The following is a 10,966-nucleotide window of genomic DNA, read 5'->3' as shown; positions in this document are numbered from 1 at the left end:
CCGCAAGTTTTCTGAAAAAATAAATTAAGCTTTTTTTGACATTTTAGAATCCCCCGTAGATAAGGTGCTCAAAATGAAATTTTTGGAAGGATATTAAATAAGGGAGGGATTATAATACAGATGTGAGAGGTTTGTTTTTTGACGGTCACACCTGGCAAAACCAGGCGTTATTTCAAAACTACACGTCGGGAATCTTAGAGATCTAGCCTCTACTCGGACAAAATTCGAAGAAGCAAAGGATTTACTACTTCCTGGTCCTCCGCTCGAATTCCTCCTGAAGCCTTGCCGTTATTTCCCCTTTTTGGGACCTGAAGATTTCCTCTCCTTCATAATGCAAGGATCCAACTGTGGTGATCTGGGTTGTAGTGCCCGTGAGAAAGATCTCATCAACTTCAGAGACCCTTACAACCGGAAAAGCTACTTCTTCATAGGAAATTCCCAGATCCCGACAAATCTCCAGCACTACCTTTCGGGTAATACCCGAGAGAATTAAGGGACCTTCGGGACGGGTGTAGATCATTCCATCAACAACAAAAAAAGCAGTAGAATGAGAACCTTCAGTAAAACATCCTTCCCGCACGAGCAGGTTTTCATCATAACCTCCTGTAATAGCTTCTTCGTTAGACATGGTGTTGGCCAGGAGTGCAGTTGATTTAATGTCACATCGCTGCCACCTAAAATCTTCAGAAACTAAAACCTTCCACCGCTTTTGCTGAAAATTTTCCAGCTGTACAGGAAAAGCATACATTAAGAATGTCGGCTTTATATCATCAGGGAAATAATGAGTGCGGGGTGCGGTACCTCGCGAGATTTGTATATAAACAGCAGCATCCTTTTCGGTAAGTCCGGCACGTGAAAGCGCTTCAAACATAAGAGGCTCTAAAATGGTAATATCGAAGGGAATTTTTATCTGAGCTAAACAATACCTCAGCCTCTCCAAGTGCTCTTGCAGGTGAAATGGTTTCCCACGGTAGAACGGCGTCACCTCATAGATCCCGTCACCAAACATAAAACCACGATCAAATACTGAAACTGTAGCTTCCTGTGGCGGCATCCATTCACCGTTTAAGTATACTTCGGAAGGATACGATCCTTTGTTCTTCATAAGTATTAAAAAAAATCCTTCCGAATTTACGGAAGGATTTTCTAAGATGTAAGGTTCTTTCAGGATTAAATCTGCTCAACAAATTCTGCAAACACCTTCTTATGTCTTTCAAGATCCAAGTCTGGAGAGACAGATACCCTCGCGATATAATCCTTATCGCTTTCTTTGGTCGTTCCCTGGGTGGAGGTTGCAGGAATAGTCCAGTAACAACCCTTCAACTGCCCGTAACTTACGCAGTACTTACTCTCGTTAGGGATCTGAGCTATCATCATGTCGATCAATTTTTGATTCAGCTTTCTTTTGTAAGCCTCCTTTTCTTCAAATGTGTTGCCTTTGGTAGGCAGATCCAGTGAGAATACTGAAGGTGTGAAACCCTGCTGAGCCAATTCTTCAGAAACAAAATTGATCTTTGCTTCGGGTAAAATTTCCCTGATGAAATTCACGAATTCCCGGGTATTCTTATAAGCTTCGGCGATCCTCTGATTCATGGATGGCAATTGTTCTGCCAAAATCTTCACCTGAAGATCTGTGGCCTCATTGTCACAGAGCTGGAGATGCTTTTTAATTTTCGGCATCAAATCAGCAGCTTTTTTATTGGCGACACAGTAGCCGGCTGTACACTTTCCGCCACTCGGAAATTTGGATCCGCTAACATAGGAAATGGTCCTGACGGAGGAGAGAATCCCGTCCTCGCTCAGGACTTGAACATTGGGACAAAAGGTTTGATCCAAAATAAACACAGGATCAATTGCATCTTTTCCCTCTTCAGTCTTACGCTTTGCACTCAGCACAGCTCTCAACTTTTCAAGATCTGGCACTTCAACTCTTGGATTGGTCGGGATTTCAGCAATGATGTAAGGCACCGCATCTTCCTTTGCCACCCTGTCCAGGACCTGATCGATGCTCTGTACCATATCGTTATCCCGGTCCACCAGCAGGTCCATGATCTCCACATTATCTACGCAGGCAGCTACTCTCCTGGCCTGGTCATTTGTACCTCCATAGCAGTTTGGCGGCACAATGATCTTGATCTTCTTACCCTTATGTTTTTCAAAAGCCTCGTCAACAAGTCCCATTATGATCGCATATTGCATGGAAAGACCGGAAGAGGCAAGCAACGCCGGACTTTCTGCAGCGGTTATCTTCTGGATCGAACTAATAACACTAGCTTTATTTACGTCTTTATTTTTCTTAGATTCCACTTCGGAAATACGACCGGTAAGCAATCTTAAAGCTGAAAAACAATTCGCCGGAGTCATCGCTATGGTCTCTCTCCTGCGCACATGCTGAATTTCTTCGATATAGTTTTTATTAGCCTCTCCATTGACCAGTAAAATACTGCCCAGCTGAGGATGCGTACTAATCAGGAAATCTATATTGGAGTACAAATTAGTTTTACCAAAGTCCTGCTCTTCAGATATTAAGACGGTACTGCCATCAAATTCTGAAATCTCGGCATCTCCCTGAATTTCTTTTACTTCGAAATTATAGCCGTAAACCCTCCTTACTACTTCAGCATCAAAGGCAGCGGGTAATTCTCCTTTGTAGATAATTCGGGTATTTTTATTGTCGAACAGGTTCTTTCTCAGCACTGCAAGTATGGGAACTGTGCGCGAAGAAAAACTGATGACACTTTCGGGACTCAGGTCGTTTAAACCGGCAATTGCCCATTCCAGTACTGTTGACAGAGGATGCCCCAGCCTGATGTAATCATATGCAGTTGGAAGAGCCGCCAGGTTTGATGGGCTAGGTTGGTTTTCTTTGTATAACAGCTCGAACTGTTCCAAAAATTCAGTTTTCGCCAGCTCTTCATTGTAAATATCCAGTCGATGAGTGGTTAATTTCAGCCAGTCCTTTGGCATATTTTCCAAAACATCTTTTATAAAATTCAGCACTTTACTCTCTTTCATTACCTTAGATTTTTTCCAGACCGGCAAGATAAACTGAATAAGAATCATAACAAAAAGGCAGGCCTACATTCTCATCTCATTTTCGCCATGGCACAGGAAGTTAGATGATAAATGAGGTCTTTTTAAAAAAGGAGAAATTAGTTCGGGGATTATTTTATCGTCGAAAATCCGCCATCAACATGCAGGATCTGCCCTGTGATCCAGGAAGATTTGGAGGATAGCAGGAAAGCTGCAGTTGCTGCAATATCCTTTGCCTCACCAACCCTTTTCATTGGATTGAGCTTAGCCTGAGCCTCAACCTTTTCGGGAGTATTGAGTAATTTTCCTGCTAATGAAGTATTGGTCAAGGAAGGCGCAATGGCATTCACCCTTATTTTCGGGGAAAATTCAGCAGCCAATGATCTGGTCAAGCCCTCGATAGCTCCTTTTGAGGCTGAAACCTGCGAATGAAAATTAAAGCCAGTTTGAACTGCCACTGTCGAGAATAATACAATCGATGAATCGCCACTTTGCTTAAGTCTAGGTAGCAGTTGCTGTATCAACTTTATCGCCCCCACTACCTGAAAATTATAATCATTAGTAAAATCTTCTTCTTTAAATCGATGAAAGGGTTTTAAATTAATGCTCCCGGGGCAATAGACGAAGCCATGTATCTCTTCAGGAAGTATACTCAGATCGAAAGTATCCTTCAATACATCGTATTGCTGATACTCAATATTTTCTGATGTTTCTTTGACCTCATTCTGGTAATAGGTGGCAAAAACTTTCCCTTTTAGGGTTAAGATTTTTACTAATTCCTTTCCAATTCCGGATGAACCTCCTATGACGACGTAATTTCTCATAAAACAATTTTGAGCGGTGTGAATTACTAAAGGTACTGAAAAAAGAGATTTTCGATTAGTTTACTGTAATCGCTTCATTTTTTGTTAGGCAATTGGTCTTTTTAGTCGGAAAAATTCTAAATTTCCTTTTTAATTCGGGTAAGTGTCGTTTAATGATCACCCGGACTAGTGCATTGATAATACTATCATAGGCGTGAAACTGATCTGTAGCAGCTGATAAGGAATACAGATTTTGAGGCTAGTAACATCAAATAGATATTGAGAAGACACATTCAATAAGAGTGGTTATCGGCTTGTTGGGAACGTTCGCGTATAAACGCCGTTATTTTTCAATGGCGTTTATACGCTGTTGTAGCGCGTATTCTTTACTACGTTTCAATTGAAATCTTTACTTTCCCACCAAGACCTTTTTCTACAATGTCAAAAAGGGTTTTTAAGGTTAAGTTACTACCGTTATTTTCTACCCGTGAGATGTAAGTCCTTTTTTTATCAATTAATTCGGCCAACTGATCTTGAGTGAGGTTCTTCTCTTCCCGGGCTTTTCTTAGTAGAAGTCCCATTTTAAAGGATTCAAAATCTCTGTCAAGCTCATCTCTTCTTGAAGTCCCTTTCTTTCCGTAAACTTCGTCTTTTATCGTTTTCCAGTCTTTTGTTTCCATCATTTTTTCTTTTTATGCGTAGTACGACTCCATTAATTCCAAAGCTTTGTCTATTTCCTTTTTTGGAGTTTTCTGAGTTTTATTGGTAAATCCATTTAATAAAATCACCAATTTACCTTTGTCGAAAAAGCAAAAAACTCTCCAAATATCAGAACCCAGTTTTATTCTTGCTTCATATAAACCTTTTGTTCCTTTTAAAGCTTTTAAATAATGGGACGGAATCCGCTCAAAGGTTTCAATTGCTTCAATTACTTTAAAGATTTTATCCTGAACTTTTCTTGGTTGCTTGGTCAGGAAATCTTGGAAGTAATTTTTGTAAGCTATTACTTTTCTGATTTTGTCCATCAGCACAAAGGCAACTTAAAAGTTACAATTTTTCAAGTGGATCTGAATATTGGTAAGGGAAATGGATTTGTTATATGCGCTACAACGTCTCGGAAAAAAACAGTGCGGCGATTGCCGGCGATGATTTTCCGCAGGAAAATTAGACGCAGCAAGTACACCCAAATTTTCGATTCGACACAGGCTTCCGCATTGTTTTTATATAGTGTTGGCATTAGTACTTAATCCACAAATGTTTCTTTAAGCACCTCTTTACATTTCTTAATTTCGGAATTGGATAACGATTCAAAGATTTTTATAATTCTTTGTTTATCAATTGTTCGAATCTGGTCAATTGCAATCATTCCTTTTTTACCATTTGTTTTTACCGAAACTCGTGTTGGATATTTTTTTGTATTTGTTGTCATGGGAGCAACAATAATTGTTCTTAAGTATTTATTCATTTCATTTGGTGAAATGATTACACAAGGTCTGGTTTTCTTGATTTCACTTCCCACTGTCGGATCCAAATTAACTAGAACTATGTCGTATTGATTTAAATCCATTCATCGAAGTTTTCATCATCAAACACATCATTCATTAGAAGTTGATCATCTTCATTTTTGGCCATTTTCCTAAATTTCTCTTCCCAGTTTTTTCTTGGTGAATCAATTGGTCGGAGTATAATTTGACCTTTTTCTAAAATCAGTTCAACTTTATCTTTAATATGATATTTTTCAAGAATCGTTTTACTCAAACGAAGCCCTTTTGAATTTCCAATTTTTATAATTGAAGTTTCCATAACTTTTATTTTTGTAAATACAAAGTTATTACTTTAAATCAGAATTCAAAATTAAATTTTCTCTGTTGAAGTATTAATGCCAACGTCTCGTATAAAAACAGTGCGAGCGGGCGAGCTCGATTGTCCGCAGGACAATCAGGCGCTGCAAGCGAGCACGGACTTTTGACTCGAGACTAAATTAAGCATTGTTTTTATATGTCTTAAGTTCGATTTCCTAACTTTTATCCATTAACCAGAAAGAACAAAAGAGAGGAGTAAGGTTATGTTATATGTGGGAACCTGGAGATTCCGTCAACATTGAAAATCCCCTCTCTTTTCTACTTCAATTTCGTTCAGTTCTGTGAGACGTTGATCTCGTTTTTAAGTTGTTGAAAGCAAAGTAGGTGTCCTTTCCTAATCAATTATCTATGAATAAATGTAACCAAATTTATGGAGTAGACATTAGTAAAAATGTTTTCGATGTTGTAGACTCTAAAGGAACTCACTTTCAGTTTAAGAATGATGCTAAGGGATTTAAAGCCTTTCAAAAAGCTCTTCCTGCCGATGCTTTAGTGGTAATGGAAGCCACAGGATATTATCATTACCGGTTGGCTCAGTTCCTGTATGAGCAAAGGGTAAAGGTCTCTGTAGTAAATCCATTGTCAGTTAAGAGGTTTATACAGATGAAATTATCTAAGGTGAAAACAGATAAATCTGATGCTAAAGCTATCTGTGAGTATGCCACTGTAAATGAGGTTCCCTTGTATACTGCAAGAGACAAGAACCAGCCGGAATGTTTACAGCTCATGCGTCTTATCGATATCTATTTAAAGCAAAGCACTGCCTTAAAAAATAAGCTGCACGGAGAGAAAACCCTGGGGAAACCATCTAAAACAGTATATCATTCTTTGAATCGCTCTTTAAAAGCTGTACAGAAAGAAATCAAGATCCTGGAGGACCGCCTGATGGAGATCGTCAAAGAAGAACAATAAAAACAATTGACCCTTCTAAAAAGTATTCCAGGAATGGGCAGTAAAACAGCCATTATGCTAGTTGTCCTGACCGATGGATTTTCCAATTTTGAAAATGCCAGGCAACTCTGTAGCTATACAGGGATTACACCAACGTTACGAGAGTCCGGGACCAGTGTGAGAGGCCGTAGCCGGATAACCAAGATGGGAAATGCAAAGCTTAGGAATCTCTTATTTATGTGCAGTTTTTCGGCCTGCAAACACAACAAAGCCTGTAAGGAGATCTATGAACGCATTATAGCAAAAGGTAAAAGTAAAAAGTTGGCTCTTATCGCTGTATGTAACAAGCTACTGAAACAGGCATTTGCTATCGCTAAATCAGGATTGCCTTATGAGGAAAATTTTGTTTCGAAATTAGCGTAGAGAACTTGTTTTTTAACTCAGTTCTTTGTTACAGGCAGTTTTAATCTTCTTTTAATAAAACGTATTTATGTCCGAATAACCAACTCCAGGGTGTTTTTAAGGATCGATCCCTAATTCTCTTTATCTTTTTCCCTCGGTCATCCGTCCGATACATTTTTTCTCCATTCATTATGAAAATTTCTGATTTGATCGGCTTGTCTATTGTTGCAATGGAGTCGGCAAGAGTCATTGTTTCTGGTTTTGTCCAATCGATATAATGATTTAGTTGAAGTCGGTTATCATCAATATGATATTTTCCATAAGAAGAAAAAGAAAGGTCGTATTCGCTGGTCCATTTAAAGGTCTTGTCAGGGTATAATTCTATGGATTCATACAATAACTTGTCTGCAATAATGCCATTATATCTAATAGTATCTTGGGCAAAACCTATAGAGGGCAACCATACTAAGAAAAGAACTTGAACTATTTTCATTTAGTTTCGTTTAAAATTGCCTGTAACGTCCCGGTTAACGAAAGTGGCGTGTAGGGAAGACTTCATATTCCGGCGTAACGCGTTTTTCTAATGGAAATAAATGTAGGAAATTATCTCTCATTTTTGTTAACCGTTGTTGCCACAAGTATTTTACTCCGGCATAGAATTTAGTAAATCTAAAATACCACGGTGGATATAAAATCTTTTGTATTCTTTATAACTATCTGGAATTTTTAATTCCTCTGGATCAAAATATCCAACTTCAATCTTCTTGGGTTCCGATGTCGGATAAAGAAAAAGAGTAAGAGTATCCGCCGTTCTGATTAGGTCAATCCGATGTGTTGATCTTTGTCCGCTCGATTTAACCTGATCGGATGGAAAATAGTTTGTGCTATCCTTTAAAAATTGCGTAATCTCCATTAATTCATTCCCTTCTTTTATACCATTTTCACTTCCACTACTCTTATCCGATACTATAATCTTTTCAACCTTCTCGATTTGGAAATCCGCAAGCTGTTGTTCGGAAGGTTTCTCCTCAACATCAATGCAAGAAAACAATAAACTTGAGGCTAAAAGCGCAATGTAGATTTTAGTGTTTTTCATATTTGTGGCAACTAAGCGTGCTATGGGCAGTGCCTGGTTTGTATTATTTCCTGATTAAGTTAATCTATTGATTTAAACTATAACCATCCTCTTGTCCTTTACTTCCTCCAGGCATTGCCTATAGCTGCAGTTAGATGCAGTTTAGATTACCGATCCTAATTTATGCTGCTTGAAACCAAAAGGGGATTACCTATATCATAGATTATGGGATAGTCCCATTTGGGGTCCGAAGCAACAACTGCAGGACCAAAAAGGATGGATTTTCCCCAGAATTTTTATCCTTTTTTTCCACTAACTTGTTCAAGGATCCCGATTTCTACACGTTTTAAAAAATAAATTTTTACGCTTCGAAATCGGGATCCTTGAACTAAAGCATCTGACCCATCCAATCCAGCCGTTTGGTTCCGCTCTTGGGATTCATGCCGAGCAAGGCCCGGTAAGATCAATTGCACTTTAACCTTCCCGGTTAACGAAAGTGGCGTGTAGGGAAGAATTCACTTTCCGGCGTAACGGGTTATTCTTATGGAAATAAATGTAAATAATTTCTTCTCAATAAAGCCATTTTTGATAACCGTTGTTGTGCAACGTTTTTTAAGCTTCACCATTTACCATTAAGTTATTATATTTTTTTGTATCGAGATTAATTGTAATCTGCCAATAGCAATCTCCACCATCATCAACAATTACATATTCTGTTCTCCAGTCCAATTTTGTCCATTCGTTAATTCGGTTTTCCGGTGGGTTTTCTAAAATCTCACAAAACGCATTTATTTCAATAATTCTTTCTCCATTTTCATTAATGTATGGGATATATTGTCTGTAGTATTTTTCAACACTTTGTTTCGTCGGTTTTTTTAAAAAATCAAACTCTTTGTTATGAATTGCTTTGTCTAAAACTTCTTGAACTATATTCAAATCCTTACCCGTTGGCGTCCATTTTTTTAAACCGTAATTTTCTTCCAACCATTTATTTTGTTCGGAGTTCAGTAATATCGCAACTTTTTGGTCAGTTATTGATTCAGTCTTATCATTTGGATTTTTACAAGACCAAAAACAAATTAAAATAATTCCAAATATTCTTAATGAGATTCGCATTTTTCAAATGTTGCACAACGTCTCCGGTTAACAAAAGTGGCGTGTAAGGAAGCCATCAGTTTTCCGGCGCAACGGATTTTTTATGGAAATAAATGTAGGAAATTATCACTCAAAAAAGCCATTTTTGATAACCGTTGTTGTGAATCAGTGGCGACACAGCTGAGTGAGCACTAGAGGTTTGCCGTTTTCTTTAATTATCCAATTGTAACTTTTCTTTTCTAGTAAACGGTCCTGCTGGAAAGTTTGAGGATCCGCAAGAGTGAGAAAAATTAAAAACAGCAGAGTGGTGCGTTTTGTTTTAATTTTTTACTCCGGCTGAGTGAGTGTCCGTTTTTGTTTCCACGTGAAGTGTCGGAAAATTTAATCTTATATCCGGTGTGAGTGAGTCAAGAGCCATTGTTCACAACGTCCCGTATAAAAACAGTGCTTGCTGGCAAGCTTGATTGTCCGCAGGACAATCAGGCGCTGCAAGCGAGCACGGAGTTTCGAATCGAGACAGGTTTAAGCATTGTTTTTATATATTGTTGGCAAACGTATTTTTTCTCCCTTTTCTGAATTTCTGATACTGTTCATTATCAAGATATTTCTCTACGGGTGAAAAGGGCAATTCTTTCCATTCAAAGGGCTCATTTATTTCCCATTTATCAATATCATCAATCGATTTTTTTAATTTTTCTTCGAGATTGGTTTCACAATTAAAAATCATAACACTGTCTTGTCTTATGATGAAACATTTGTTCGATTCGGGTATTTTATGGAAGTAGTCCTTAAGATGGATTTGCTCAATAATTTTACAGTCGTTGCCTATGGAGAAAGTTGAAGTATCTTTTTTAAAAGAGAGAAGTTTTCTATTACGATCGTAAAATTCTAAAGATAATCCGCACCCTTTCCAGAGTTCCCTTTTACTAATTATTCCCATTTTCTGGTTTTTATATTTTTCGAGGTAAATTTCATCCCACGGTTGATTATCCCAAGGACGCCCCAATACAAATAGGAACACCAAGAAAATGACTGGCAGTGCAATTAGAATTTTTATTCCAGGAATTTTATTCACTTTGTTGTTTTATATGTTTGCCAACGTCTCGTATAAAAACAGTGCGAGCTGGCGAGCGTGATTGTCCGCAGGACAATCAGGCGTTGCAAGTGAGCACGGACTTTCGATTCAAGACAGGTTTAAGCATTGTTTTTATATATTGTTGCCAAATAGTGCTGCCCGCTCGAGTGAGCGGCTTCGCTTTTCAATCCGCTGCGTTTTGCTTTTAAAGTTTATTTTTTCTTACCTCTCAAAAAGGGCATTTTTACGTCCGATTTTATTTCTCCGATTGAGTGAGAAAGTCCGCTGCACTTTCTTTTGAAACTCAATTTTTCTTACCTCTCAAAAATGATGTTTTTACTGCTTCTTTTTTTTCTCCGCCTGAGTGAGTGATCCGTCGCAATTCTTCTTTTAAAACTCAATTTTTCTTTCCTTCCAAAAATGGCATTTTAGAAGTCCGTCTTATTTGAGTCAGTTTTCATTTTTCCCGCGTTTCGTTGGTCAGCAGCATTTTTGGCAACGTTCTCATATAAAAACAGTGCGAGCTGGCGAGCTTGATTGTCCGCAGGACAATCAGGCGTTGCAAGCGAGCAGTAAGTTTCGATTCGAGACTGATTTCAGCATTGTTTTTATGTGTTGTTGTGAGTCCGTTTTTTCATTTAAATGATCCGTCACAAAGGGTCTTAAAAATGCCAATTTTGACAGGTTTTTTCGTGATCAACTCTGACCGTAAATCCGCTTATTCACAAAC

11 protein-coding genes and 1 pseudogene are annotated in these 10,966 nt (G+C 38.3%); 1 reads left to right on the top strand and 11 read right to left on the bottom strand.

Features of this window, described 5'->3' with window-relative positions:
- Positions 1 to 244 precede the first annotated feature (244 nt).
- The 7 genes from VR862_RS13730 to VR862_RS13700 form a co-directional block, all read right to left on the bottom strand.
- The gene (locus tag VR862_RS13730; RefSeq protein WP_324721571.1) at positions 245 to 1,105 is read right to left on the bottom strand and encodes an aminotransferase class IV; all 861 of its coding nucleotides are present in this window, start codon (positions 1,103 to 1,105) and stop codon (positions 245 to 247) included.
- Positions 1,106 to 1,170: 65 nt separating this feature from the next.
- Entirely contained in the window at positions 1,171 to 3,015 is a 1,845-nt protein-coding gene (locus VR862_RS13725; RefSeq protein WP_324721570.1) for a PLP-dependent aminotransferase family protein, read from the bottom strand.
- Between the two features lie 149 nt (positions 3,016 to 3,164).
- Positions 3,165 to 3,857 (bottom strand): SDR family NAD(P)-dependent oxidoreductase, encoded by a 693-nt coding sequence (locus tag VR862_RS13720; protein WP_324721569.1) that lies wholly within the window; start codon positions 3,855 to 3,857, stop codon positions 3,165 to 3,167.
- Between the two features lie 368 nt (positions 3,858 to 4,225).
- Complete coding sequence (locus tag VR862_RS13715; protein ID WP_324721573.1) at positions 4,226 to 4,516, bottom strand: helix-turn-helix transcriptional regulator; 291 nt, start codon at positions 4,514 to 4,516, stop codon at positions 4,226 to 4,228.
- Positions 4,517 to 4,528: 12 nt separating this feature from the next.
- Complete coding sequence (locus VR862_RS13710; RefSeq protein WP_324721568.1) at positions 4,529 to 4,861, bottom strand: type II toxin-antitoxin system RelE/ParE family toxin; 333 nt, start codon at positions 4,859 to 4,861, stop codon at positions 4,529 to 4,531.
- A 218-nt stretch (positions 4,862 to 5,079) separates the two neighbouring features.
- Entirely contained in the window at positions 5,080 to 5,403 is a 324-nt protein-coding gene (locus tag VR862_RS13705) for a type II toxin-antitoxin system PemK/MazF family toxin (protein WP_324721567.1), read from the bottom strand.
- Positions 5,394 to 5,639, bottom strand: a complete 246-nt coding sequence (locus tag VR862_RS13700) for an AbrB/MazE/SpoVT family DNA-binding domain-containing protein (protein ID WP_324721566.1) — start codon at positions 5,637 to 5,639, stop codon at positions 5,394 to 5,396. Before VR862_RS13700 ends, VR862_RS13705 begins: the two co-directional genes overlap by 10 nt.
- A 407-nt stretch (positions 5,640 to 6,046) precedes the next feature.
- Here VR862_RS13700 and VR862_RS13695 point away from each other — a divergent pair.
- A pseudogene (locus tag VR862_RS13695) lies at positions 6,047 to 7,012 on the top strand (IS110 family RNA-guided transposase).
- Positions 7,013 to 7,052: 40 nt separating this feature from the next.
- On the opposite strand, the gene VR862_RS13690 reads toward VR862_RS13695, so the two are convergent.
- The 4 genes from VR862_RS13690 to VR862_RS13675 all read right to left on the bottom strand — a co-directional run bounded on the left by VR862_RS13690 (position 7,053) and on the right by VR862_RS13675 (position 10,236).
- Complete coding sequence (locus VR862_RS13690; protein ID WP_324721565.1) at positions 7,053 to 7,484, bottom strand: hypothetical protein; 432 nt, start codon at positions 7,482 to 7,484, stop codon at positions 7,053 to 7,055.
- 150 nt (positions 7,485 to 7,634) lie between these two features.
- Positions 7,635 to 8,087 carry a hypothetical protein gene (locus VR862_RS13685; RefSeq protein WP_324721563.1) on the bottom strand — a complete coding sequence of 151 codons (453 nt, stop codon included), beginning with the start codon at positions 8,085 to 8,087 and terminating at the stop codon, positions 7,635 to 7,637.
- Positions 8,088 to 8,678: 591 nt separating this feature from the next.
- Positions 8,679 to 9,182 (bottom strand): hypothetical protein, encoded by a 504-nt coding sequence (locus VR862_RS13680; RefSeq protein ID WP_324721562.1) that lies wholly within the window; start codon positions 9,180 to 9,182, stop codon positions 8,679 to 8,681.
- A 514-nt stretch (positions 9,183 to 9,696) separates the two neighbouring features.
- Positions 9,697 to 10,236, bottom strand: a complete 540-nt coding sequence (locus tag VR862_RS13675; RefSeq protein WP_324721561.1) for a hypothetical protein — start codon at positions 10,234 to 10,236, stop codon at positions 9,697 to 9,699.
- Positions 10,237 to 10,966: the final 730 nt, after the last annotated feature.

The sequence above is a fragment of the Salinimicrobium aquimaris genome (assembly GCF_035607535.1).
Lineage (GTDB): Bacteria > Bacteroidota > Bacteroidia > Flavobacteriales > Flavobacteriaceae > Salinimicrobium.
Note: the sequence above shows the minus strand (reverse complement) of the source record. Positions and strands in the feature narration are given on the sequence as shown.